This window comes from Ruegeria sp. YTSA064, from assembly GCF_059610325.1.
Map to the genome: position 1 here is coordinate 97,854 of NZ_JBXWNK010000012.1, position 24,372 is coordinate 122,225.

At 55.4% G+C, this 24,372-nt stretch carries 16 protein-coding genes; 13 read left to right on the forward strand and 3 right to left on the reverse strand.

What is annotated here, in order from left to right:
- Positions 1–3: 3 nt before the first annotated feature.
- From AC2FI7_RS17895 to AC2FI7_RS17930, 8 genes are all read left to right on the forward strand, one after another.
- Positions 4–615 carry a DUF6931 family protein gene (locus tag AC2FI7_RS17895; protein ID WP_010443406.1) on the forward strand — a complete coding sequence of 204 codons (612 nt, stop codon included), beginning with the start codon at positions 4–6 and terminating at the stop codon, positions 613–615.
- Positions 616–617: 2 nt separating this feature from the next.
- Complete coding sequence (locus AC2FI7_RS17900; protein ID WP_010443407.1) at positions 618–926, forward strand: PAAR domain-containing protein; 309 nt, start codon at positions 618–620, stop codon at positions 924–926.
- A 10-nt stretch (positions 927–936) separates the two neighbouring features.
- The gene (gene tagH / locus AC2FI7_RS17905) at positions 937–2,394 is read left to right on the forward strand and encodes a type VI secretion system-associated FHA domain protein TagH (protein ID WP_010443408.1); all 1,458 of its coding nucleotides are present in this window, start codon (positions 937–939) and stop codon (positions 2,392–2,394) included.
- A 37-nt stretch (positions 2,395–2,431) separates the two neighbouring features.
- Positions 2,432–3,772, forward strand: coding sequence for a type VI secretion system baseplate subunit TssK (gene tssK, locus AC2FI7_RS17910; RefSeq protein WP_010443409.1), 1,341 nt, complete (start codon positions 2,432–2,434; stop codon positions 3,770–3,772).
- A 108-nt stretch (positions 3,773–3,880) separates the two neighbouring features.
- A complete protein-coding gene (icmH, locus tag AC2FI7_RS17915) occupies positions 3,881–5,302 on the forward strand; it encodes a type IVB secretion system protein IcmH/DotU (protein WP_010443410.1) in 1,422 nt (473 codons plus the stop codon).
- Positions 5,299–8,871 (forward strand): type VI secretion system membrane subunit TssM, encoded by a 3,573-nt coding sequence (tssM, locus tag AC2FI7_RS17920; protein ID WP_010443411.1) that lies wholly within the window; start codon positions 5,299–5,301, stop codon positions 8,869–8,871. Before icmH ends, tssM begins: the two co-directional genes overlap by 4 nt.
- The gene (gene tagF, locus AC2FI7_RS17925) at positions 8,871–9,557 is read left to right on the forward strand and encodes a type VI secretion system-associated protein TagF (protein ID WP_010443412.1); all 687 of its coding nucleotides are present in this window, start codon (positions 8,871–8,873) and stop codon (positions 9,555–9,557) included. Before tssM ends, tagF begins: the two co-directional genes overlap by 1 nt.
- Complete coding sequence (locus AC2FI7_RS17930) at positions 9,554–10,276, forward strand: PP2C family protein-serine/threonine phosphatase (protein ID WP_010443413.1); 723 nt, start codon at positions 9,554–9,556, stop codon at positions 10,274–10,276. Before tagF ends, AC2FI7_RS17930 begins: the two co-directional genes overlap by 4 nt.
- A 58-nt stretch (positions 10,277–10,334) precedes the next feature.
- Here AC2FI7_RS17930 and AC2FI7_RS17935 read toward each other — a convergent pair whose 3' ends face one another.
- Together AC2FI7_RS17935 and AC2FI7_RS17940 are read right to left on the reverse strand one after the other, a co-directional pair.
- Entirely contained in the window at positions 10,335–12,536 is a 2,202-nt protein-coding gene (locus tag AC2FI7_RS17935; RefSeq protein WP_010443414.1) for a serine/threonine protein kinase, read from the reverse strand.
- 38 nt (positions 12,537–12,574) lie between these two features.
- On the reverse strand, positions 12,575–13,150 hold the full coding sequence (locus AC2FI7_RS17940) for an OmpA family protein (protein WP_010443415.1): 576 nt from the start codon (positions 13,148–13,150) through the stop codon (positions 12,575–12,577).
- Positions 13,151–13,316: 166 nt separating this feature from the next.
- On the opposite strand from AC2FI7_RS17940, the gene AC2FI7_RS17945 reads away from it, so the two are divergent.
- The 4 genes from AC2FI7_RS17945 to AC2FI7_RS17960 all read left to right on the forward strand — a co-directional run bounded on the left by AC2FI7_RS17945 (position 13,317) and on the right by AC2FI7_RS17960 (position 21,652).
- A complete protein-coding gene (locus tag AC2FI7_RS17945) occupies positions 13,317–14,156 on the forward strand; it encodes a M15 family metallopeptidase (protein WP_010443416.1) in 840 nt (279 codons plus the stop codon).
- 209 nt (positions 14,157–14,365) lie between these two features.
- Positions 14,366–16,057, forward strand: a complete 1,692-nt coding sequence (locus tag AC2FI7_RS17950) for a ShlB/FhaC/HecB family hemolysin secretion/activation protein (protein WP_496816422.1) — start codon at positions 14,366–14,368, stop codon at positions 16,055–16,057.
- A complete protein-coding gene (locus AC2FI7_RS17955; RefSeq protein WP_010443418.1) occupies positions 16,002–19,697 on the forward strand; it encodes a two-partner secretion domain-containing protein in 3,696 nt (1,231 codons plus the stop codon). The genes AC2FI7_RS17950 and AC2FI7_RS17955 overlap by 56 nt, the downstream gene beginning before the upstream one ends.
- Before the next feature lie 20 nt (positions 19,698–19,717).
- The gene (locus tag AC2FI7_RS17960) at positions 19,718–21,652 is read left to right on the forward strand and encodes a caspase family protein (protein WP_496816425.1); all 1,935 of its coding nucleotides are present in this window, start codon (positions 19,718–19,720) and stop codon (positions 21,650–21,652) included.
- Positions 21,653–21,673: 21 nt separating this feature from the next.
- Here the strand turns inward: AC2FI7_RS17960 and AC2FI7_RS17965 are convergent, their stop codons facing one another.
- Complete coding sequence (locus AC2FI7_RS17965) at positions 21,674–22,729, reverse strand: OmpA family protein (protein WP_010443420.1); 1,056 nt, start codon at positions 22,727–22,729, stop codon at positions 21,674–21,676.
- 150 nt (positions 22,730–22,879) lie between these two features.
- Here AC2FI7_RS17965 and AC2FI7_RS17970 point away from each other — a divergent pair, with 150 nt between their 5' ends.
- Positions 22,880–24,367, forward strand: a complete 1,488-nt coding sequence (locus AC2FI7_RS17970) for a caspase family protein (RefSeq protein ID WP_496816426.1) — start codon at positions 22,880–22,882, stop codon at positions 24,365–24,367.
- Positions 24,368–24,372 lie beyond the last annotated feature (5 nt).

Below are 24,372 nucleotides of genomic sequence, written 5' to 3' on the forward strand. Positions count from 1 at the left end.
CCGATGAGTGAACGATTTGCAGATATGGTCAAGGTCCCGCAGGTACCCGCCGCCCGCATGTTGGCCGACGCCAACGCGCGGCTCAGTGTTGAACTTGATGCCCCGGCCAGCGCTGCAGTGGATGTTGTTCTGGCTGAATTGGATAAAAAGGAAGCTTACATTGATGTACTGCGTCTGTTGGGTGTTGCGCTGCCGCCACGGGAGCGCGTGTGGTGGTCTTGCCTGGCCGCGCGCGATTACATCGGCAAAGCGCCGGACAACAATACCCGCGCTTTAGCTGCATCCGAGGAATGGGTGTTTCGCCCAACGCCCGAAAACCGGCAAAAAGCGGGGGAAACCATTGATCTGGCCGACCCGGATGACGAAACCGTGAATTGTGCCATTGGCGTGCTCTATTCAGATGGTACGCTGGGAACCGGCGATTTAGCGACTATGCCAGCCCCGCTCGGGGCGGCGGAAATCGTGGCCTTTGCAATGAATGTTGTTGCGATGGACAATCACGAAGGCGATTTTGATGCCTACCTACAGTTGCTGATTGATCGCGGCGTCGATATTGCTCGGGGTGGGAATGGTAGTCTGGACCGCGACGGTGCCGGTTCAGAGACGGAGGAATAAACATGGGATTTCCACAGGCCCGTGTAACTGATCTGCACGCATGCACGCTGCCGGCACCGCCGCCAGCGCCTCCTCCTCCTGCGCCGGTACCGATGCCGATCATGCCACCTTGTTGTCCAACCGTTCTGGTTTCAAAACTGCCAGCGGCACGTGTGACAGATTTGGCGACACCTGCATTTCCGCATCCTATATTGAAAGGATCGGCGACGGTGTTGATTGGCAAGCTTCCGGCGGCGCGGGTGATGGATACTTGCGCCTGCGGTGGTCCGATCCTGCCGCCTTGCTGCCCCACCGTTCTGGTTGGAGGATGAAGACAAACGAATGACGGTCACACTAAAATTTCAATCCACCGGCATAGTGCCGGGCGACGGGCGCCCGGTGTCGATGCAGGGGGGTTCTTTGACCGTGGGGCGTGGACCGGCCAATGACCTTGTCCTCCCCGACCCTGAGCGAACGCTCAGCAAGAACCATTTTGTCATCGAAGATCACAATGGCAACGTCGTGATTGTGGACTTGTCGACCAACGGCACTTTTCTCAACTACTCTAAGATTGCCCTGGGCCGGACGCCCACACCGCTGAACAATGGCGATGTGCTGACGGCAGGTGGGTATGAAATGGTGGTCGAAATCGGCGCCGACCTGCCGTCGTTCGAAGAGATGATTCCTCAGCCGATGCAACAGGATCGAGTCTCGCCGGGGCAGTCGCAAAATGCGCCTGACCCGTTGGCTCTGCTGGACGATTCGGGGCCGGGCGGGGATTTCCTTGATGAATTGTTGGGGGGTGACGCGCCGAAAGGGCCGGGCCAAATTTCGACGCCTGACCCGATGGATGAGCTGTTGCCGCCTTTGGATGATGACGACCCATTTTTTGCGAAACCAAAAGATGCGCATCAGGAAATGGGGGCCAGCGATCCGATGCACAATCCGTCAGCCTCGGATGCGTTTTCGGCTCCAAGCAGTGGCGCAAATCTGATCCCGGATGATTGGGATGATGACCTGCTTTCGCCACAAGGCGCATCACCCACAGACCCTTTCGGGGGAGCACCACAAAACCCGGCTCCGCCGCCAACTAAACCGACACCGGGTGGGCAGGCTGCTGCACCACCACCGATCTCCAAACCCGAAGCTGCATCTTCCGAACCTGCGCCGGAGCAAGCAAAAGTGGACGTACAGGCCGCTATGCCTGTCGCGACTGGGGATCAGGCGGCGGCACGCGCTTTGCTTGAGGCGCTTGAGGTGGATGATCTGCGCATTGACGATGCTGATCTGCCCGCAACGATGGGCCGGTTGGGCCGTGTGCTGCGAACGATGATTGTTGGTCTGCGCGAGATCCTGATGACGCGCACCTCGATCAAGTCTGAATTCCGGATCGATCAGACGATGATCAGCGCAGGTGGGAATAACCCGTTAAAGTTTTCGATCAGCCCGGAGCAGGCAATCGAAGCGCTCGTGAAACCTCGTGTCAAAGGCTATCTGGCTTCGGAAGAAGCGACCGAGGAGGCGCTGAATGACATTAAGGCGCATGAGATCGCCATGGTGACAGGCATGGAGGCGGCATTGAAAGGCGTGCTGTCTCGTCTTGATCCCGAAGTTTTGGCCGGAAAAATTGAAGGGTCTGGCAAACTTGGGTCACTTTTCAAGGGTAAGAAGACTCAATATTGGGAAGTCTATGAGAAGATGTACGCGGAGATTTCGGATCAGGCAGAGAATGATTTCCACGATCTATTCAGCCGCGAGTTCGCACGTGCCTATAAGGAACAGCTGGAGAAGCTGAAGTAACGTCCAGCTTGGGCGCGATAACAAGGGAGGGCAGCCATTGTCCTGGGACAGCAAGGTGCTATGGACCGAAGGGTTGTTTCTGCAGCCCCATCATTTCCAGCAGGCCGACAGATATACTGAGGCTCTGGTGGCCGGGCTGGCGCGTAGAATGACGCCCTATGCCTGGGGTATGAGTGCGCTTGAGATTGATGACGAAGTACTCAAGGTCGGTCAGATCGCGCTCAAGTCTTGCGCGGGTCTGACATCGGATGGGCAGGTGTTTCGCGTCCCGCAGGCCGAAGATCATCCACCGGCGCTGGAAGTGCCCGAGTCGATCAAGGATTGCGTGGTATATTTGACGGTTCCGCAAAGGCGGCAAGGCGCGTCCGAAGTAGACCTGAGCGGGGCTGAACAGTCGGTTAGCCGTCTGCGCCCGGCAGAGCAGGAAATCACGGATGTGATGAGCCAGCAAAAGAAGCCGGTGACCCTTGGTGTTGGCAAGCTGCGCCTGCAGTTTGCACTGGCTGTTGACGATTTGGCCGACAAGCTTGCCATTCCGATTGCCCGGATCATCGAAGTGCGTCCGGACAAAGAAATCATAATGGACCGTGGCTTTATCCCCTCGGTTATGGATGTTCGCGCGGCTCCGGCACTGGCGGGCTTCATGAACGAACTTGAAGGTATGCTGTCACACAGGATGCAGGCCTTGGCCGGAAGATTGTCTGAAGGCGGTCCTGCCAAGGGTGCTGCCGAGATATCGGATTTCTTGTTGTTGATGGTGATAAACCGAAACTTGCCTCTTGTTCGCCATTTCGCAAATATCGAAAACGTGCATCCCGAACATGTTTATCGCGTCTGTGCCGCGCTGGCTGGAGAGCTTGCGACATTTATGAGTGCCGAAAAGGAAGCCGTGCAGTTTCCAGCCTATCAGCATGACAATCTGACCGAGTCTTTTGCGCCAGTGATCCGCGTTCTGCGCCAGTACCTGAGCTCGGTTTTGGAGCAGACGGCGATCTCGATCCCGCTGGAGCCACGGAAATACGGCATAAGCGTAGGCGTAATAGCCGACCGCAAGTTGATCGGAAATGCGGGGTTCGTTCTGGCCGTCAATGCCGATATCCCAGCCGAGGATGTACGGAGGCATTTTGCAGGCCAGGCCAAGACCGGGCCAGTCGAGGAAATCCGTCAGTTGGTGAACTCGGCCTTACCGGGAATCACGCTGCGCCCGCTCCCTGTTGCTCCGCGTCAAATTCCGTATCATTCGGGAGTGGTGTACTTCGAACTGGACGCCGCCAGCCCGTATTGGAGCAAAATGACTACCTCCGGTGGGATCGCGGTGCACGTGTCAGGACAGTACCCAGGTCTGCAGATGGAGCTTTGGGCGATCCGCAATCAGTAGGCGTTCGTTTGAAAGACGAGGCCTAGAGAGGTTGCCAAAAAACAATTTGATGGGGCTGCCCGCGTGGGTCACAGTAAGATGCGGGGGCCTTGAGGAAGCAGGAAAACGATGTCCGACAACGATCCTTTTGCCGAACCGGACGACACAGACAAGACGGTGATCCGACCTAACCCGGGTGGACGGCGTCAGCCCGGCGGCACGCAGCAGCAGCCTGCCGCGTCTCAGCAACCGGCAGGTTACCCGATGGAGACTCCACCTCAGCAGCCAGCGGCGGGCGGGGCAGAAATTGGCGTGCCACCTGCGCAGGCTTCGCAACCGCGCATGTCACAGGGTGGAACAGGGCAGGTGGCAACCACCGGCATGAACCGCCTGAATGCCTGTGCCTCGCCTTTGTTTTCGCTCATCAGTCGAATTCGCAACCGCGCGCAACACATGGACCCCGACAAGCTTCGCCAAAGCGTGGTAGCTGAAGTGCGCAGTTTCGAGAACGCGGCATTGCAGGCGGGTATCCCAGCCCAGTCAGTAAAGATCGCACGCTATGCGCTCTGCGCCACATTGGACGATGTGGTGTTGAATACACCTTGGGGCGGGCAATCCAGCTGGGCCACGCAGTCTCTGGTCGGGACCTTCCACCGCGAGACGGTTGGTGGCGATCGGTTCTATGATCTTCTGGCGCGGCTGGAACAAGAGCCTGCGAACAACATCGAATTGCTAGAGTTCGTCTACATGTGCCTGTCACTGGGCTTTGAAGGCCGCCTGCGGGTGGAACAGGGAGGTCCGGACAAGCATTTGCAGATTAGGCAAGGTCTTGCGCGGATCATCCGGGCTCAGCGCGGCCCGGTTGAACGCGACCTAGCTCCGCATTGGGAAGGCGAAGACAAGCCATATCGAGCGCTCAGCATGTGGAAACCGGTTTGGATCGCGCTTGGCGTGACGGCCCTTTTGCTGATGATCGAGTTTGGTGGCCTGTCCTACGCGCTGTCTAACAAAACTGAAAATCTTGTAGGACAGATGTCGGTAATTGATGCGGGTCCTGTGACCGAATTGCAGCGTCGTGCACCTCCACCTCCACCGCCTCCACCACAGGCACAGGTGGAAAAGGTCGTGGAATTCCTGAAGCCCGAGATCGACGAAGGATTGGTCGAGGTATTTGAGAAGGGCAATACGCTGGTCATTCGCATCAAAGGCTCGGGCATGTTTGGCTCGGGTTCGGATCATCTGCAGGATAAATTCCGCGAGCCGGTGCGCCGGGTTGCGGTAGCGCTGAACGACGAACCCGGTTCGGTGATCGTGGCTGGGCATTCGGACAACGTGCCGATCCGGTCCTCTCGGTTTCCGTCCAATCTGGCCCTTTCACTGGCTCGGGCCAAATCTGTCATGAACCAGATGGCCGCCGATTTATCCGATCCCAAACGGCTTAGCGCTGAAGGTCGGGCCGACAGTGAACCAATCGCCGACAATTCGACTCGAGAAGGTCGCGCGACCAACCGCCGGATAGAAGTCCTGTTGGTTCAGGAGGAAACCCCATGATTGTCCTCAGATTTCTGAAGTTTGTTTTCCTATCCATCTACACGGTTCTGTTCTTTACCGCGACTGCTCTGTCGCTGAGCTTGTATTTCTTCGGGCCTTTGATCGGATCGGATGAATGGCGCCCGTTGGATGGTGTGGCGGCGCGCCTGATCTGGTGTGGCGTCATATTTGCAATCTTTTTGGCTATCGCGCTGACGGTATTCTTCGTCCGCAGCAGACGCGAAAAGAACCTGACTGAAGAAATCACCGAAGCCGTCAGTGATGGCGGCGATATGATCGACAGCGAGATTTCCGAGCTGCGTGGCAAGTTGAAAACGGCAATGGCGGCGCTGCGTAAGTCCAAGAACGGACGACGCCATCTAAACGAATTGCCGTGGTATGTGATGATTGGCCCGCCAGGCGCAGGCAAGACCACGGCAATCGTGAATTCTGGCCTGAACTTTCCACTGGCCGATGAAATGGGAAAAACAGCGATTGGTGGCGTCGGCGGAACGCGTAATTGCGATTGGTGGTTCACTGAAAATGCTGTTCTTATCGACACTGCGGGGCGGTACACAACGCAAGAAAGTGACGCTGAAGTCGACAATGCGGCCTGGATCGGGTTTCTAGGGTTGCTCAAGAAATACCGTAAACGCCAGCCAATCAATGGCGCGATGATCGCGATTTCGCTTTCGGATCTGTCTCTGCAGGATGAAATAACTCAGAAAGAGCACGCGAAAGCCGTGCGCCGTCGGCTTGAGGAGCTGCGCGAGAAGTTGGGTGTACGCTTTCCGGTCTATATCCTGTTTACCAAAGCTGATCTGATTGCCGGGTTCGCCGAATTCTACGATAATCTGGGCAAGGAAGATCGTGAACAGGTGTGGGGTTTCACGCTGCCATTGGACAAGTCTCGATCCGAGCAATCTCCTGTTGTTGCCTTCGATGAAGAGTTCGCCTTGCTGCTGGGCCGCCTGAACGCCCAATCGCTGGAACGGATGCAGACCGAAACCGACCCACAGCGCCGCGCTCTGGTTGCCGGTTTCCCGATGCAGGTGGCATCCTTCCGGAAGGTTGCGCATGAATTTCTAACCGAGGTTTTCCAGGACAGCCGTTATCAACATCGTCATATGCTGCGCGGTGTGTATTTCACGTCTGGAACGCAGGAAGGGACGCCGATTGACCGGCTGATGCTGGGCATGGCCCGGACCTTCGGGATTGGGCGCCAGGCCATTGGTACGGGGCAGGGTTCAGGGCGCTCGTATTTCCTGACCAGATTGTTTGATCAGGTGATTTTCCGTGAAGCAGGTCTGGTCAGTGCAGATGATAAGGTTGAACGCCGGTACAGGATTACCAAATGGGTTTCGGTCGCCGCGACAGTTATGGCGGCCGTTACGGTCGGCGCTTTGCTTGTGCGCAGCTTCTCGGGAAATTCCGAGCTGATTGCCGAGGCGCAGGAAGGTGTATCCGCCTATCAGGCCGCTGCAGCAACGCTTCCACCCAGTCCGGTGGGAGATACCGATCTTGTACCTGTCGTGCAGGCTTTGAATACGTTGCGCGATCTGCCTGCGAATCCGACACTGTCAGATCCGGACCCGGAAACGCGCCTAACATATGGTCTGTATCAGGGTGACGTGATTGGTACGCAGGCGGCGCAGACCTATCGCGCCGCATTGAACCAACGGTTCCTACCGCGCTTGCTGCTGCGTCTGGAAGAGCAGATGAGTGCGAATATCAACAATCCCGATGTTCTATATGAAGCGCTCAAGGTTTACCTGATGTTGGGCTTGCAGGGTCCGATGAACCCGAACCTCGTCAATGAATGGATGAATATCGATTGGACGGTTTCGTTCCCTGGCCCTTCTCGTGAGGAATTTCGCGCTGACCTGAATGATCACCTTGAAGCTTTGCTGAGTCAGCCGATGCAGGCAGTTGCCTTGAATGGGCCGATGGTGGAACAGATCCAAGGTATTCTATCGGAGCTGCCCTTGGCGCAGCGGGTGTATAATGGGATCATATCCAGCCCAACCGCAACGGCCTTGCCGGAGTGGCGCATTACCGAAGTTGGCGGCCCTGCCGTTGGTCGCGTGCTGGTCCGGTCATCTGGGAAGCCGTTAAATGACGGGATCGAGGGGATTTTCACCTACAAAGGCTTCAACGACGTATTTTTGGGCGAAGCGGTCGGAGTGGCCAAACGGGTACAAAAGGAAAGCTGGGTTCTAGGTCCTCGCGGAGAAGCCGAGCAAACCGAACTGGCCCTCGCGGCGCTTAGCCGAGATGTTCTGGACCTGTACTACAACGACTACATCGCGCGCTATGACGCCATGCTGGGCGATATTGACATCGTTCCTATGGAAAGCCTGAGCCATGCAGTTGAGGTGACCAACGTACTGTCAGGCCCGACGTCGCCTATCGTGAACATCCTAAATTCGATTTCTGACGAGACGAAACTGACAGAAAGCCGTTCAGCCTTGCCCAATACGGATGCGTTGAACGAAGGGTTGTCAAATGCCGCCAGCCTGGAAGTGCAATCCGCAACCTCCGTCCAGACACAAATCCTGCTGGAAGCGCTGGCCAAGTCCAGCGGTGCAACTTCATCAGAGCCGGTGCAAGAACCGGGCCAATATGTCGAAGATAGGTTCTCTTGGTTGCATCAGTTGGTGGAACAGCAACAGGGACAACCCTCGCAGCTTGATCTTCTGATGGGATCGCTGACCGGTGTGTATCAAGAACTGAACAAGATGTCCTTCAGTGGTGTCACTGGCGCGGAATCCGGTCAGGCGTTGCAGCAGTTCCAGCAGGAAGCGGCGCGTATTCCTGGCCCGATGGAACGCTGGGCATTGCAGATCATCGATGGCTCATCGGGAATCACGTCGGACAGCACGCGCGCATCTATTAATGCGCGCTGGCAGGCTAATGTACTGCCCTTCTGCGAACAGGTCGTGACCGATCGTTATCCGTTCAACCGCAGATCGGGCGCGGATGTTGCCATGGGTGATTTCAGCAAGCTGTTTGGCCCGCAAGGTTTGATTGATACGTTCTTCAACGAAAACCTCGCGAAGCATGTGGATATGCGTACCCGGCCGTGGTCTTGGAAAACCAGTGTAAATGAGGCCGATCTGGGGATCAGTCAGGCAGTACTGACCCAGTTTCAGAATGCAGCCGAGATCCGAGAAGCGTTTTTTGCAGCTGGCCCCCAGCCGCGAATACAGTTTCAGATCATGCCCGAAGCGCTGGACCCCAAGGCCAAGGGCGTGAAGCTGGAGATCGACGGTCAGACGCTGGAGTTCCGTCATCGTGGCGGGCTACCGTCACCGATGGCCATTGCCTGGCCGGGTCAGGTTGGGCTGGCGCGCGTTAGCTTTGAACCGGAAAAACGCAACATTGAAAGCGTCTTGTCCAAGGACGGACCGTGGGCCTGGTTCCGCTTACTTGACGCAGCCGAGGTGCGGCGCACAAACGTGTCAGACCGCAAGAAGGTAATCTTCAACGTTGGCGGTCGCATCGCGATTTTCCAGCTGCAATCAGGATCGGTCATCAACCCCTTTGCCTTGCCGGCGCTGCAGAAATTCAGCTGCCCCAAGTCTTTCTGATGCCGAAGGCTGGATTTGGCGCATTCGGGAAGATGCCCTCGGTCGGAGATTTCTTTCGACTCGGGGTAGCACCCGAGTTTGTCCAGCCCTGGGACACCTGGATACAGCACAGCATGCTTGCCGCGTCCGAGTCGCTGGGGCCTGCTTGGGATTCGCATTACATGTCGGCCCCTATCTGGCGCTTCTGCCTTGCCCCAGGCTTGGCAGGTCCGCAGAAAATGCTGGGCGTTCTTATGCCTTCCGTGGACAGAGTAGGGCGACGCTTTCCCCTGACATTGGTTGCAGCGATTTCGAACGAGGGTTCTGCTATTCTATCTCATTTTCGGGCTGCGGAGATTTACGGTCAGCTCGAAGATCTCGCATTGGCTGCGCTCGAGGACGACATGACCCGTGACAAGTTGGCTAAGGAGCTTGAGGCTTTGATCGTTCCAGTGCAGGAGCCAACAGCCCCGGTTCGTGCACAAGGCAACACCTTGGTACTGACGCGCGGAGAAGTATCCGACGGCCTGCTGCCCGATCTTGCTTCGGGATTAGTATCTGATCGTTTTCGGATGCCAACAATTTGGAGCACTGAAATCGGTGGTGTGCCTCGAATGATGGTCTGCGAAGGTTTACCGGAAGGGGCAAACATGCGAGGTTTGTTCAACCTTCACGCTGCAGTCTGGACCGAGGCAAGGCCAATATGAATTCAAGTCACCGCGTTCGGTACAGCGCCCGCAGCCATGTTGGCCTCAAGCGTAAGCTCAATGAAGATGCGGTGCTTGCACTGCCCGAAGAAAACTTGTGGCTGGTTGCGGATGGGATGGGCGGTCACGAGGCGGGTGATTACGCCAGTCGGCTTGTTGCGGATATGGTTGCGGCCATCCCCCCGGGTCTGCCACCATCAGACCGGATGGTCACATTGCGCGATGTGCTTCGGCAGGCCCATGCGGCGATCCGCACCGAGGCCGAGGCACGCGGTGGCGGAACCATCGGCACGACTGTTGCCTGCATGATGTTGGCAAATGGCCATTTTGTTGGGTTGTGGGCCGGAGACAGCCGAATTTATTTGTTGCGGAACAATCAAATTCAGATGCTGACCACCGACCATTCCGTGGTCGCTGATCTCGTTTTAGCCGGTCAGATGAGCTGGGACGAGGCTGAGCAACACCCTCAATCCAACGCCATCAACCGTGCGGTGGGAGTTGGGGATGAGCTGGAATTGGACAAGATCCGTGGCGAAGTTCAACCGGGGGACCGGTTCCTGATATGCTCGGACGGATTAAGCAAATATGCTACTTTTCCTATGCTCGAAAAAGCACTGTCCGAAATGCCGATTGAGACAGTGGCAGATCAGTTGATCCAAATCGCTCTGGATGGGGGTGGCGCAGATAATATCTCGGTGATTGTTGTCGACATTCCCTGAAGGCAAATGATGCCTTCAGGCGTCGCTAATGACCAATGGCTTGCAGTTCGAGGCCAGGTTATTGTTCCAGGGTAGTCAGAATACGGCTGTCCAGCGACAGGATCTGCGTATCGACGTTGCGATCTTGCTCGCGCAGCGCTTCGGCATATCCTGCTGCGGATTCGGTTGTTGGTCGCAGGGTGTCGAATAACTGTTTGTCACTATGCAACACGATGACTTTGCTTTTGCCCAAGGTGGAATCGTCAACCTCGAAAGCAATGCCTCCGTTTTCCTGGCTCTCTGGTATCGAATAAGCAACGCGTACTGACATGGGTCCTGTTTGGCCTTCCCTTAAGGCCGGAATGCCGTTTTCCTGGCGCGTCACATTGGGCAGCAGGTGGAATACGTTTCCTGAGACATCAAGAACTGAAACAGACAGAAATCCGTCCTGCGCATCATCTGGCAGTTTGACGTCGATCACCGGGTTCTGGCCGACGATAAAATCACCATTGGGATTTGGCGCGTTACCCTGTTCACCATTATAGAATGCGATCGAAATATCGCTTGTCGGTGCAGTTGGAAGATAGTTCTCGATCAGACACAGGGTAGGATTCAAGAGCGCAATCTGATCCAAATCCACGGGTCGCGTGCCAACAAGCGCCGTCAAAGCGGTTTCAAGCCCGATTAAGCTGTCCTGAGACGCCAGTGTGCCGCTCACCCGAACCGGGGTTTCAAGCCCGTATCCGGTTGTGGGCGGGTCAACCAATTGCAACGTGCCACAATCGGCCAAGCCTGCCAAAATTGGTCTGATCTCTGCTGCTGTAACGAATAGAGGTTCAAGTTCCAGATCAACTGTTCCCTGCAGCCCAGCAGGTAATCCTGCGGAAAAAAGCTGCTCCAACTCTGTGTGCAGGGCCTTGTTCGTGGTCTGTCCGGTCAACTGGGCGTCATTGCCGTTCACGACCAGACGCCATTCTTCCAGATCCATCACCGCATCTACGACATCGCTGACGGCGCTTCCCCAGGTTTCTGAAATGTCGCCCGATGCTAATGTCAAATCGACCGTACCGCCATCTCCGGTAATCTCGCGTGTCATAGCATCCCGAGTTTCTTCCGATGGCACGAACCCGACCGCACGGGGGGGCTGCCCATCGCGTTTGTCCGCTACCAATGTGTAGGGCGCGACGACGGGGTATGACGGGCCCAACAGACCATCGAAGGTGCCGCTTAGATAGCCGCCAATTCCGGCCCCGCCGACGATAACAACGCCCAAAGTGGCCATAAGTCCTGTCCGCGACTTTTTTGCGGTTGCAGGCTGAGAGGGCTTCGGTGTCCGCACTTCCTGAGTAGGCGTGGATTCAGGCGCGGCCATCGCAGGTGCGGGAGCGCTACTTTTTGGAACAATTATAGTGGCATCTTCATCAGTGTCAGGGATTGCCCTATCAACTGGTTCTGATCGTGCAGAGGCAAGCGCCCTTAGTACATCACCGGCCGATTGAAATCGGTCATTTGGATCCGGGGCGGTCATCTTGTCGAGAATGAATTTCAGTGGTTCGGGCACATTTGTTGTGTCCAGGGGCTCTTTCTTGCTTTCGACAACCTCCAGCAGGTTGCGCCCTGAGTTTGCTTTTTCGCCCCGGAAGTTTGCAAGTAGCAACGCGCCCAAAGAGTAGATATCTGTGCGTTGATCGGTTTTACCCGACAACTGCTCGGGCGCTGCATAGGCATATTTACCGGCAAATTCACCACCCACGATGGTCTCCGCGCCAGGATTGGTATCCTTGGCAATACCGAAATCGATAATCACCGCCTGTGCAGGATCGCCGTCACGTAGGATGATATTATCCGGGCTCAGATCGCGATGGACGATATTGCGGGCATGGGCGGCCTCCAATCCCTCGCACACCCGTTTGCACACAGTGAGAATTTCAGGCGCAGACATCGGACCCTCGGCCAGCTTCCGGTCCAGTCCGGGTCCGTCAACGTAATCCATAACCAGATAGACATGTCCGTCGGCGGTGCGGTTGTTTTCAGAATACCGCACAACCGCGTCGTGGCGGATGTCGCGAATTTCTTCTTCTCGGGTCAGAAGGACAAGATAATCGTCGTTACTGGAGAATTCGGCCTTCAATACCTTCAGTGCGGCAAGGCGCCCCGAAATCTCGGAGCGTGCCCGGTAAACGTCTGATGTTCCACCCCGCCCAAGGATCGCTTCGATCCGATAGGTATTGTTCACCAGATCGCCCGGCTGAAACAGGTCGCCTGTGCGGGATTCAGTCATGCCGCCCTCGAATTTAGTTGTTATCAGAGGAGACTAAATCAGCCGAGAGCCTGAAATTCAACGCGGCGATTTTCATCTGCACGCGGGTTATCCTTATTCAGAGGTTGTGCTTCACCGACGCCGAGCACTTCCAGGCGTTGGTCCGAGATGCCGCAATCGCTGACAAGAAAGCGTTTGACCTCTTTTGCACGCAACAGAGACAGGTTTTGATTGTATTCCGCAGATCCTGCGCTGTCGGTGTGTCCGATAATCTGAAAGACATTCACGTCGACGTTCTTCATCGCCTGACAGAGCGAGGCCAATTTCGGTTTTTCATCGTCCCGCAGTGCGGCCGAGGCGAAATCGAAACGAACTTGAATGTTGACCTGATCTTCCGTTGCGACGGGTTGATACTCGGCGGGCGCTGCTGCAACAGTGGTTTCAGCGGTGTCTTGTGTAGTTTCGGTGCCGGAATTTGAGGGCACGATCACGAGTCCGCGTGTTTTTTGTTTGTTGAATGCGTCGGTGATTTCGTCGGCTGTCAGCTCATTTGACTGCGCCAGTGCAAATTGTGTCGCACATACAACCACAAAAGCCGAAGCCCCGATAGTTTTCATCGATGAAAATGCAGGCATTACTGATGTCCTTCCATATTTGAGACAAAGAGTACCCCTGCCTCTGAGCAGCGACAATGAAGAAAGTCACATATGAGATTAACAATTTCGGGCAAAGACGTGACATCCTGTCCGTCGACTTCTAGGTTGATGCACAAAGGCAGTGAGACACAGGAAAACACAGCAGATGCGCACCGTTCCAGCGATAATCCTTGGTGTGGCGATAATCCTTGCCCCGATCATCTGGTATGTCTTCCCTATAATAGTCCCTATTGAAAGTGATTTTGAGGGGCCCGCAATCGACTCAGGCGCCCGGATCGAGATTGAAATGCTGAGCCAGCAAGTCGAAGACATGCGCAATCAGATTGAGCAGTTATCTCTGGAAATCTCCCGATCGCAAAGCGGTGGACCTTTGTTGCAACAAGGTGCCGACGGTTCCGATGATTATGGCTATGACAGCACCACACCAAACGACATCATCGATGCCTATGCTCAGGTTGTTCTGATTGCCAATCGTAAAAAGGTGAATCAGCAACTTCAGCTGGCAAATTCAACATTCTTGAAAGAGACGTTTGGTCTGCCGCGCGAGGACTTAACAGACAGTTGCCAGTCAATGACTAATCCGCGTCTGGAAAGTCTGCTGATCCTTGAAGAAGTGGGGCCTGTTCGTGTGCGGATGCTGAAACCTGCAATCGATTCCCTGCGCACTGTATTCGACAATATCCGACGGACCGATCCTGATTTGTTTGCCCGTATTAATACGGCAGGGTCTTTGTGTGTCCGCCGAATTCGAGGAGCGACATCCTCAGCCTCGGCGCATGCTTATGGACTTGCTGTTGATCTGAACATCGACGGTGTGCTGGACACTTTGGGCGATGGAAAAACTCAACTTGGCCTCACTATCCTTGCCGATTTTTTCCGCCAGGAAGGCTGGGTCTGGGGGGCTGCATGGGGGCGCGAGGATTCCATGCATTTCGAAGTCAGTCGAGACAAGATAGAAGAGTGGCTGGAACAAGGTCTGCTGTAGTTGCGCGTTATGTGAAGTTGGACACGGACTTCAAAGCCACTAAACGTGATACCCAGAACAGTAATTCCAACGAGTTTTCGTAAATGGTAAATACAATCTTGCTTTGGCGTATACGCTGGGTTTTTCTGAGTACTGTTTCTCGCCTTCACCAAAGGTCACCAATGTCGAAGCTACTGCCTAGGAAGTTTCAGCGCCTCCAAAATATCAGTGTGATATTTTCACTTGCCGCCGGCAGCTTGAACATTCTTGCGGATAGCGCCTGGGCGCAAAGCGCGTCCAACATTGCGCCTTCGACGTTTCAGCCACAAAATCAGCAAAGCACTGGGCCAGTGACTGTGGCGCGGGATCCGGGTGCTCCGATCCCGGAGGGCGCGGACCGGTTATTCGTGACGGTTGGGCGGGTCGATATCGAAGGTGCTCTGCCACAGATGGAGAGTGCAAATACCGCCTTTGTTGAGCGGTTGTCGGGCAAGCGCGTCGCGGCGTCTGAAATCTTTGCGGCGACCAACCGTCTGGAAAGTGCGTACGCCAATGCCGGGTTTGTCCTAAGTCGTGTGGTTTTGCCGCAGCAGACTCTGCGCGACGGTGGAACCCTTCGCATTGTTGTGGTTGATGGGTTTGTCGAGCGTATCGATGCCCGGAAGGTTCCCGAACAAGTTCGCGACCGGGTGGTGGCGATCACTGAACCACTGATCGGCAAACGCGGTATCAGGCTGCAAGAGATTGAGCGGGCACTATTGCTAGCAGGTGATACATTTGGAGTTCGGCTGGCATCGACCCTATCAGCTGGGGACGCCAATGGCGGAACGATTCTAACACTGGACGGAGAATTCAAAGAAATTACCGGCTCATTTGGGTTCGACAACACGTTATCGGATGAGCTTGGTCCCGTGAACCTGAGTCTGGGGCTTGAGATGAACGGTTTTCTCGATCTTGGAGAGACCTTCTACTTCAATGTGGGCGGGTCACCTACGCGGTTTTTCTCGAGTGACCCTGAATACCGAATAGTCGCGGCAGGTACCGTATTCCCGATTGGCTATGATGGTCTGGCGTTTAATGCAGAAGTAACATCCAGTAAGGCGCGCCCCGAAACAGACCTTGTTCCGAATGAAAGCGAATTCGAGAGGTTGTCTCTGAGGCTGTATTATCCTTGGATTCGATCGAGGCAGCTAAATCTGACATCGCAGCTGATCTTTGACCGTATCAGCGATTCTCAAGATTTGCTGATCGGATCAGATTCAGTTCCGGTATACGACGACGATACAAGCGTCTTGCGCGCAACATTAGATGTTACGCGAAACTATGATAATGGGGCATTCTTGCGCGGCAGTGCTATCCTGTCTCGTGGGTTAGATGCATTTGGAGCCAGCACATCGGTCGGGCCTGATGAAGCACCTTTGTCTCGGCAGGGTGCCAGTGCCGAATTCACCAAACTCGTTTTGGCCGGTCAATATCAGCGCCCGATAAATGCCAATTGGTCATTGAATCTAAGCGGCCGCATTCAATCTAGTTTTGGCGATCCGCTAGTTACATCTGAGCAGTTCAGCGTCGCCAGCTCGAGCGAGCTGTCAACGTTTGACGCGGGCTCGCTACGTGGTGATGATGGTTGGGTCGTGCGGTCCGAAGTGGGACGATCTCAACAGATTGAACTCGCCGGAGTTCCGCTGCTGTTGAAGCCCTATATCTTTGGTGCTTATGGGGAACTGGGATTAGAACAGCCTACGATATTTGAGCAAAGCACCACCACGGCCTATTCCTATGGGATCGGCGCTGATTTGTTTATCATTGAAAACTCGACCTATAAGTCGGGTTCGTTACGAGTTGAGTATGGGAGAGGTGAACGCGATGACCTGGGAGCTGATGGAAACCGCTTCAGTATCGTTGCGAGCCGGAGATTCTGAGCGCACCGACAAGATACTTCGGACTGCGATAGTTTCAGCCACGGCATTGCTTTGGGGCACGACTGCGATGGCGCAGTCCTTGCCGACAGGTGGTTCCGTGGCCTCAGGCAGTGCGACAATTTCGCAGCCCAGCAGCACACAACTGGACATAACTCAAAGTTCAGACACCGCTATTGTGAACTGGAACGGATTTTCGGTCGGTTCCGGTTCGACGGTTAACATTCATCAGCCCAGACAGCAGAGCGCCATCCTGAACCGGGTGACGGGTGATACCACTAGCCAAATCCACGGGCAGCTGAATGCGAACGGGCAGGTGTTTCTAGTCAACCCCAATGGCATTTTCATCGGGCCGAACGGTCATGTAAATACAGGCGGATTTGTAGCCTCGACCCTCGCTATCTCGGATGATGATTTCCTGAACGGGAGATATCGTTTCGAAGGTAACGGAAATTCAGCTTCGGTTGAGAATGCCGGAACGATCTCCATCGTTCCCGGTGGCTATGCGGCGCTGATCGGCGGCAAGGTATCTAACTCGGGCTTGATCAGGGTGCCATTGGGCAAGGTCGGTTTGGGTGCTGGTGAACAGGTAACCCTTGACGTCTCGGGCGATGGGTTTTTGCAGGTAGCGGTTCCATCGGATAGCGATGATGCCACGATGGACGCCTTGGTCACCAATTCGGGGCGGATCGAGGCTGAGGGTGGTCTGGTTCATCTGAAAGCAGCCAGCGCGCGCGATGCCGCGCGGCAGGTGATCAACATGTCTGGAGTGATTGAGGCGAAATCCGTCGGAGGCGTCTCCGGCGCAGTTGTTTTAGGTGGTAGCGGTGGAGCGGTTCGTATCAGCGGAACAATCGACACTTCGACCCGCGAGACGATTGTTGAAACCTCGTTGCGCCCAAGGGTTCGTGCGCAAGAGGGTGGAACAATCACGATCACGGGTGAAGCGATTGCATTAGCCGGTGCCACGCTGAGCGCTGATGGGGCTGGTGGTGGTGATGGCGGCACAATCTTGGTGGGCGGAGACTATCAGGGTGGCGGTACGCTGCAGACAGCGCAGACAACCAATGTGGACGCAAGCTCTACCCTAACCGCCGATGGTGGTGAGGAGGGCAATGGCGGACGCATCATCGTTTGGTCTGACTATTCTACGATCTTCTCAGGCTTCAACTCAGCCCGCGGGGGCGAACAGGCGGGTGATGGCGGATTTGTCGAGGTTTCTGGTAAAATCGAGCTCAGCTACCGAGGACTGACCGATACGCGCGCGCGCAGCGGTTCTCATGGGACGTTGCTGCTTGACCCGTCTAATATTTTTATCAATTCGAGCGGCGCTCTCGGGACAGTCGACCCGGCGACGATCGTTGCCAACCTCGACCTTGGTGATGTTATCATCACCACTGCCGGAACCGGAGAGCTTATCCCCGGCAGCGGCCCGCCAGTGGATTTGGGTGGGCCTGACGGCCAAGCGGGGGACATCACTGTCGAAGAGGCTGTTGTCTGGGCTAGCTCTTCCAACCTTACCCTACGTGCGGACAACGATATTGATATCAACGCCGCTATTACAGCGCCTGATGGCGGATTAACGATCGATGCGGTTGGTGACGTTGAAACCGGCTCCGGCGGTGCAATCGATGTTGCGTCGTTCACTCTGGAAAGCGGCTCATGGGATCAGAACGGCGGTGCGATCCCGTCCTTTTCGGCGGGCGATTTTTCGATCACGGACGGGGCCACATTCCTGAGGGCGCTGGGTGGTAGCGGAACTGCCGCCAGCCCCTATCAGTTGACGGATGTATATGGCCTGCAAGGAATAGACAGCACGGGGCTGGATGCTGACAGCTTTGAATTGGTGAACAACATCGATGCGTCTGTCACATCCGGCTGGTCCGGAGGATTTGACCCAATCGATACTTTCTCGGGGTCATTGGATGGAAATCGGTTTGCGATTGATGGGTTAAATATTGATCGGGGCGGTAGCACTGCCATGTTCGGAATTATCGAAACATTGGGATCAGTTTCCAACTTGTCCGTAACGGATGCAGATATAGATGGCGAAACCGCGGCTGTTTTGGCTGTGTTCAACGACGGTTTGATAAGCGGGGTCTCAGTCGATGGATCGGTTACTGCCGAAGGCGCGGGTGGCGGATCTGTAGCGGCAGGTTTGGTTGTTACGAACACCGGTACAATCGAAGACAGTTTTAGTACAGCTAGAGTCGAATCCATCTTTCCTATCGACGCGTCCAGTACATTCTTATCCGCGGCAGGACTAGTCGGTGACAATGTCGGGACTATCGAAAGGTCTAACAGTTCCGGCCCCGTCATTTTATCCAGTCAAACGGGTGGTGGAGTCGCTAGGGGCGCGGGTTTGGTGACGTTTAACAGGGGTATTATCCGAGATTCATACTCCACATCAGACATTACGGCCGTCAATATTGATGATACCGTAACCATCGGCGGTCTTGTGGTGAACAACGATACAGACCCTGATTTTGGAACTGTCGGAACAATCGAACGCACATTTGCGACGGGCGACATAACCTCGAACGGGTCGGCGTCAACAACCTTCGGCGGTCTGGTTGTTTTTAACGATCCCTCAGCCTCGGTTACGGCTTCATTCTGGGATAGCCAAACTACGGGGGTCAGCACCAGTGACGGTGGCACTGCACTGACCACATCGCAGCTGCAGGACACCGAGAGCTTTTACAGAGGCGCCTCTTCTCAGGGATGGGATTTCACCACCGTGTGGGCACCGGGAACCGGCAGCACAAACCCTGCAAATTACACAACTTCGCCTGTGCTCTTCGCCATACCTGACGATGTTGCCGTCCCGGCCGGCGAGACATCTAGCGCCTCAACGACCGGTACAGTCTATGGCGGGCCATCGCTTTATCGGTTTGGTCCGGCATCCGATACGCTGAATACTTCCAGCGTTTTCAGTCCGTTGAATTTCGCCAGCACTTCACCCGGGGCGACGACCTTTACATTGGGCAGAAGTTCAGTTACCAGCAGCGGCGGGCAGGTCTTTACGATTGCTGCTTTGCCGGGGGCGGCCGTCATTACAAACGGCACGATTATTACAGTTCCTCCGACGCCTACAATTGAGGTTACGCCGACAGTCGACACTACAATCACCGGCGGAGGTGGCGGAGGCACAGCCGTGACAACTGTCGCTGAGGCAGAAGCCGCGCTGGGGACGGTCGAAAATGTGTCGCAGGAATTTGACGAAGAGATTGCATCCTGTGCCAGCAGTGGTGAAAGCGTTAGCGAATATCTTGCCTGTCTGGCCCAAGCGATGGATGAGTATGCTGCCGATCTAGATGGGATCGTTAAGGGCCTACCACCAGGACTGGATTCCGTTGGGGATATCATTCGCGGTGCCAGTGCTGGGATCCGCGAAACTGGCGAAGAAGCCAGCCGCCGTCTGTCGCTTGCCACGACCGCAGAGGAACGAAACGCGATTCGACGCGAAGCTGTCCAGCAGGCACGGCGTCAAATTCGTCAGGCTCAGAGGGAGATCCGAAAAGCTATCACGTTGATAAGAGCAAGCGATCCCGAACTTGCCATCATCCAGAACCAGCAGGTAGAAACGATAGTGGCGGCTGTTGGTCAGGCGGAAATCGGACTGACGCGCGCCATCGGTCTCTAAGACGTCGGAGAACTTAGCCAGTGTACCTGAAACGTTGCCTCGCGGCGCTTCTACTGTTGATGTTCGGTGCTTCAATGGCACTGGCTGACAAACGTGTTGCGCTAGTCATCGGCAACTCGGACTACTTGTCGGTGAGCCCGCTGGACAACCCGATCAACGATGCGTCCGATCTGGCCATCGCGCTTGAAGGGCTCGGGTTTGAGGTGTTTCTGGGCACCGATCTGACGCATGATGAAATGCTGTCACTCGCAGAATCTTACGGTGCAACTGCGGCGGATTCCGATGTGTCGCTGCTTTTTTATGCAGGCCATGGGTTTCAAGTGGGCGGGCGCAATTATCTGGTCCCAGTTGATGCTCAGATCACGGAACCGGATGACATTCCGGAACAGACGATTCAGATGGACGAATTCGTTAACCGAATGGAACGGTCAGACGGCATTCGACTGGTTTTTCTTGATGCCTGTCGAGACAATCCTTTTGAAGGCACCGGAATTGAGGTTGGCGGTGACGGGCTGGCACGTGTTGGCAGCGCCGCGGATTTCATGTTTGCTTACGCGACCCAACCTGACAACGTGGCCTATGACGGCACTGGTCGAAACAGTTTTTTCACCGAAGCGTTGCTGAGCCATATCTACACGCCCGGACAGGACATCTCGGATTTGATGATTTCGGTCCGTAAGGATGTTCTGGCTTCAACGGGGGGACGTCAAATTCCTTGGGACAACTCGTCTTTGACGCGGCAGTTCCGTTTTGACAACAGCCCCGTTACTGCCTCGGAAGAGACGTTGCTGTGGCAGGTTGCGGCTAATGCGCAGGATGCCTCGCTCATGCAGCTTTACATAGATCGCTACCCGCAAGGCGCACATGTGAACGAAGTTGTGGCATTTCTGGACCGGGCAGGGCAGGCGCAAACGCTAACCCGCGCGGTGACCGTCGAAGAGGAAGACGAGCAAGCCGAGCGTCTTTGGAAACTTGCACAGCGCAGCCGCATGCGCCCGCTGCTCGAATTCTATCTGGAGCAATACCCCAACGGTGCTCATGCCGGTCAGGCGCAGCGCTTAATTTCATCAATTCCGCGCCCCGAAGACAGTACCCCGGGCGGTATATGTGAACGTCTTGCGACCCATCCCCGAGACCGAACGGCCAGCATCCCTGGGGTGCCATTCAGCCGCCTTCAGGAAAACGCATTGACGGCTATACAGGCCTGCAGTGCTGCCACTGCGCAGACGCCTGATCTGTCGCACTACGTAGCCTTGTTGGCGCGGGCAACCATTGCTGCAGGGGATGTGGATCGCGCCGTTACGCTTTACAAGCAGGCGGCTGAGGCAGGTGACTTGCGGGCGATGGTTTCGCTGGCTCAGCTGCATGAAAGCGGAACAGGGGTGCCACAGGATCAGGACATGGCGCTGTCTCTCTACGAACGCGCGGCAGAAGGCGGCAGTTTTGACGCCATGATCAATTTGGCCGTGACACTATTCGAAGGGAATATCGTGCCTAAGGACGAGGCGCGCGCGATCGCGCTATTGCAGCAAGCCGCCGAAGGTGGATCAGCTAAAGCAACCTTCAACCTTGGTGTGCTGGCGCAGGATGGGGTTTCCGGAGAGCCAACAGAGGCGCTGAACTACTTTGAGAAAGCCGCACGTGATGGTGAATATCAGGGATATCTGGCGGCGGCAATCTTGTTGGATGAGGGGCGTGGCGTTGCACAAGACCCCGTCGAAGCCGCCCGCATGTTGCTGCGGGGTGCGGCAGAAGATAACGGCACGATTGTGAACCAGTTGTCACTGGCCTCGGATCAGTGGACGCGGGATACTTTGATGGAAGTGCAAAAACTGCTGCAAAAAGCCGGCTACTACTCCAGTACCATCGACGGTGTGCCAGGGCCGAATTTCATTTCAGCCCTGCAACAATGGCGCAGCGGCGGGTTCAATCCGATTATTCTGGCCGGGGATTGAGCCCTTGTTTTTCAATTGCGGTTAATTCACCGGCACAAATTCGATCCGACGATTGCGCCGTTTGCCTTCGGCCGTATCGTTTGAAGTCACAGGACGGCTTTCACCATAGCCGACGGTTACAAGACGTTCGGGTGCGATACCCTGATTGACCAGATAGGTGTTGACGGCTTGCGCGCGACGTTCGCTGAGCACCCGATTTGCTGAATCCGAGCCGTCACTGTCTGTATGGCCTCCGATCTCGATCGTCAGTTCAGGACAGCGATCAACGATATTGTGCAGGTTGGTCAGCAGCGGGATGGACGCATCTGACAAGCGGGCGCTACCCGAATTGAAGTAGATGTTGCCTGTACGCGAAAGAATTTCCATGCGGCCTTCACAGGCTTCGCGGTCAAGATTGCCTTTGGTTTCAAGCGCTGCGGCCCCGGGGGTCGTCGATGCCGCGACAAGTTGCGGAGGGGTGCCCGCTTGCGCCCGGTCGAACACGAAGCCAAAGCTGACGAAACCGAAGGGCAGGATGTCAACGCCCGCAGCCTCTTGCAGTTTGCCCCGCCCTTCTTCGAGGTTGAAATCGGGCAGTGCGATTGCAATCGGTGTAGTATTTGCCACAGCGACACGGTCATTGTCGACCAATGTGATGGCAACCTGCGCGACACCGTCCTTTGTTACGCCGTGCAGCGACAAGGTATAGGGCAGGTCAATGATTTTGTGACGTGCCTGATGCAGGTCAACCAACTTTTCAGGTGGAAGCTGCGCTGTGATGACAGCCTCAGGGTAATTGAAGGTCTCAAAAAACAGAAATCGCATGCGCACATTGCGCAGATCAATGTTGGTGTCGACGCTGTCCATCAGAACTCTGATCTCTGCGGCACCATCCGGGTTGATCACACCTGTGAGTGTTGCAAATCCACTGTTTTCAGCCACCGAATTTTTCTTAACGGACAAAAACTGCAATTCGGAGGTTTCGGCATCAAGCGTCCAGCCATGCTCAAATGGATCAGCGCTCTGTGCCGATGCGGCATTCGAAAGTACCAAGAGCGCGATGGCAATAAGAACTCGCATCAAGGTTGAGCGTGGCATGTGTGAACCTCTTCCTATGCTTGATACTCAATTCGGAATATGTCAGTCCGTGGCCATAATAAAGCCAAAAGACACATATAACCAATTTCTAGCTGGCTTGATGTCTCGGCGTCACGGATATGCTAGGATGATGGTGGCAAAGGATCTGGCGTGTTTCGCATTTATTACGTTCTGATTGCGATGATATCGATATCATGGGCTGCTCAGGCAGGGGCTGAGACGCGTATTGCGCTTGTGATTGGGAATTCTGCCTATGGTTCGGTCTCGCCGTTGGACAATCCGGTCAATGACGCAAAGCTGATTTCGGAAAAGCTAACTGACCTTGGCTTTGATGTCCGAAATCTGACGGACAGTAATCAGATTGAGATGAAAAGGGCGATTTCCCAGTTTGGCCGCGACCTGCGTCAAAGTGGTGAAGATGCGGTCGGGCTCTTTTACTATGCCGGACATGGCGTACAGTCATTTGGTTCGAATTACCTGCTGCCGGTCGATATCTCACTCAGTGATCCGGCTGATCTGGACTTGATGGCAGTTGAAGCGCGTTCTGTCCTGCATCAAATGGCATCAGCACATAACAAGACCAATATCGTCATTCTTGACGCTTGTCGGAACAATCCATTCGAAAGTCTTTCGAACATGGATGACAATGGCCTGGCCGAGATGAAGGCCCCGACGGGCACTTTTCTTGCCTATGCCACCGATCCCGGTGGGGTTGCACTGGACGGCGAAAAAGGCAACAGCCCGTTCACACTCAGTCTGGCAGAACATATCGAAACACCGGGCATGGCCATCGAACAGTTGTTCAAAAAAGTTCGCGTTGACGTACTGCAAGAAACGCGCGGCCTGCAAACCCCTTGGGATACATCGTCTTTGACACAGGATTTTGCATTCTCACCGCAGATCCAAACGCAAATTGCCAAAAATCAAAGTGAAGATGAACTGTGGCAGGAAGCGATTACCACACGCGACCCTGTTCAAATCATGCTCTTCATGCGGGCGTATCCCAATAGTTCGCGTGCCGAAGAGGCTAGCAGTCTTTTGCAGACGGTTATGGCAGAGTCCTTTGGGACATCCCCGCTGCTTGGAGCGAATGCGCCGGAGCAGCAGGAGGAAGTTGCCGAGGCTAACGAGACAGAACGCCTGATGTATGAGCTCGCTCTGGCCGACGATACCGTTCACGCCTACGAAGTGTATTTGCAGAGCTTTCCCGAAGGTGTGTTTTCGAGCAAAGCGGAGGACCGTCTGGCGGCCCTGAGGTATGGACAGGAATCCGTGACACGTAAGACTGCGCCCGATTCCGACGTGTCAGAGCCCCAAGGCGGGGTTGATGCGTCAGCAGATGTACTGGTTACGCTGGACTCTCTGCTTGATTTTGGAAACGCGTATGTACGCGGGCAAACCATCAATCAACTGGTGGTGGGCACGCCACAATTTCCGCCAATCGAGGGGTTGCCGGACGAGTTGTGGAAAGACCAGAACTGCTCCAATTGCCATCAATGGACACCCGAAGCCCTTTGCGATCAGGCACAGACCTACGTGAATCGCCCCGAGGCCGGGAATGTTACCAAACAACACCCCTATGGAGGTGGCCTAAAGGTCAATCTCCGCCGCTGGGCTCTTGGTGGGTGCCAGGGTTAATGCGC

Excerpts from the sequence above, each read along its gene's own strand:
- AC2FI7_RS17940 (WP_010443415.1), bottom strand. The coding sequence starts at position 13,150 with ATGCCTGCATTTTCATCGATGAAAACTATCGGGGCTTCGGCTTTTGTG.
- AC2FI7_RS17965 (WP_010443420.1), bottom strand. The coding sequence starts at position 22,729 with ATGCCACGCTCAACCTTGATGCGAGTTCTTATTGCCATCGCGCTCTTG.
- icmH (WP_010443410.1), top strand. The coding sequence starts at position 3,881 with ATGTCCGACAACGATCCTTTTGCCGAACCGGACGACACAGACAAGACG.
- AC2FI7_RS17895 (WP_010443406.1), top strand. The coding sequence starts at position 4 with ATGAGTGAACGATTTGCAGATATGGTCAAGGTCCCGCAGGTACCCGCC.
- AC2FI7_RS17900 (WP_010443407.1), top strand. The coding sequence starts at position 618 with ATGGGATTTCCACAGGCCCGTGTAACTGATCTGCACGCATGCACGCTG.
- AC2FI7_RS17955 (WP_010443418.1), top strand. The coding sequence starts at position 16,002 with ATGACCTGGGAGCTGATGGAAACCGCTTCAGTATCGTTGCGAGCCGGA.
- AC2FI7_RS17935 (WP_010443414.1), bottom strand. The coding sequence starts at position 12,536 with ATGACTGAATCCCGCACAGGCGACCTGTTTCAGCCGGGCGATCTGGTG.
- AC2FI7_RS17930 (WP_010443413.1), top strand. The coding sequence starts at position 9,554 with ATGAATTCAAGTCACCGCGTTCGGTACAGCGCCCGCAGCCATGTTGGC.
- tagH (WP_010443408.1), top strand. The coding sequence starts at position 937 with ATGACGGTCACACTAAAATTTCAATCCACCGGCATAGTGCCGGGCGAC.
- AC2FI7_RS17945 (WP_010443416.1), top strand. The coding sequence starts at position 13,317 with ATGCGCACCGTTCCAGCGATAATCCTTGGTGTGGCGATAATCCTTGCC.
- tagF (WP_010443412.1), top strand. The coding sequence starts at position 8,871 with ATGCCGAAGGCTGGATTTGGCGCATTCGGGAAGATGCCCTCGGTCGGA.
- tssM (WP_010443411.1), top strand. The coding sequence starts at position 5,299 with ATGATTGTCCTCAGATTTCTGAAGTTTGTTTTCCTATCCATCTACACG.